At 77.8% G+C, this 1,109-nt stretch carries 1 protein-coding gene; it reads left to right on the top strand.

Translation table 11 applies throughout. From position 1 onward, the window contains the following. On the top strand, positions 1-1,109 hold a 1,109-nt coding region (locus tag E1298_RS47125; RefSeq protein ID WP_131903842.1), incomplete at both ends, for an SDR family NAD(P)-dependent oxidoreductase.

Genomic DNA, 1,109 nt, shown 5'->3' with positions numbered 1-1,109 from the left:
GCGCAGCCCGGCGCCCGGCGTCGGGGACCCGACACCGGGCGCCGGGCTGCGCGGGCTGGCGCGGACGGTCGCGCAGGAGTATCCCGAGGTGCTCGTGCGGGCGGTGGACGTGGACACCAAGGACACGCCCCGGGCGGTCGCGCAGCGGATCGTGGCGGAGCTGCTGGACGCGGACGCGCCGGTCGCGGTCGGGCACGAGGGGGACCTGCGCCGGGGGCTGACGCTGGTCCGCGAGGAGCTGGCGGGGGAGGCGCGGGTCGCGGACCTGGGGCCGGACGGTGTCGTGCTGCTCACCGGAGGAGCCCGGGGGATCACCGCGCGGGCGGCGCTGGCCCTGGCCCGGACGAGCGGCTGCCACATCGAGGTGATGGGGCGGACGCCCGAGCCCGCGGACGCGCCGGCGTTCCCCGAGGCGCGGGACGAGGCGTCGCTGCGGCGGGCGCTGGTGGCGCGCGGCGGGCGGGCGCCCGCGGAGATCGAGGCGGCGATCCGGCGGATCCTGGCGGAGCGGGAGGTCCACCGGAACCTGGAGACGCTGCGGCGGGACGCGGCGTCGGTGGCCTACCACGCCGGCGACGTGCGAGATCCGCAGGCCGTGCGGGACGTGGTCGAGGACGTGTACCTGCGCCACGGGCGGCTCGACGGCGTGATCCACGGGGCGGGGCTGGTGGAGGACCGGCTCGTCCGCGACAAGGAGCCGGAGTCGTTCGGCAGGGTGTACCGGACGAAGGTGGACGGCGCGTGCGCGCTGGCGGCGGCGGTGCGCCCCGACGTGGGGTTCTTCGTGGTCTTCGGCAGCGTCGCGGGCGTCCACGGGAACCGGGGGCAGGTCGACTACTCGGCCGCCAACGACGCCTGCGACACCCTCGCGCACGTGTGGCGGACGCGGCTGCAAGGGCGGGTGCTCGTCGCCGACTGGGGGCCGTGGGCAGGCGGCGGGATGGTGTCGCCCGAGCTGGCCCGCGAGTACGCGCGGCGCGGCATCGGGCTGATCGAGCCGGACGCGGGCGTGGCGGCGCTGCTGCGGGAGATCGCGCACGGGGACGAGACGCAGGTCGTGCTCACCGGGCCGGTTCCTGGTGGGGGGACGACCCCCCACACCCCCCGGG

The organism is Actinomadura rubrisoli, assembly GCF_004349215.1.
Taxonomy (GTDB): domain Bacteria; phylum Actinomycetota; class Actinomycetes; order Streptosporangiales; family Streptosporangiaceae; genus Spirillospora; species Spirillospora rubrisoli.
The sequence above is the reverse complement of the archived record's forward strand: the minus strand, read 5'-3'. Positions and strand labels throughout refer to the sequence as shown.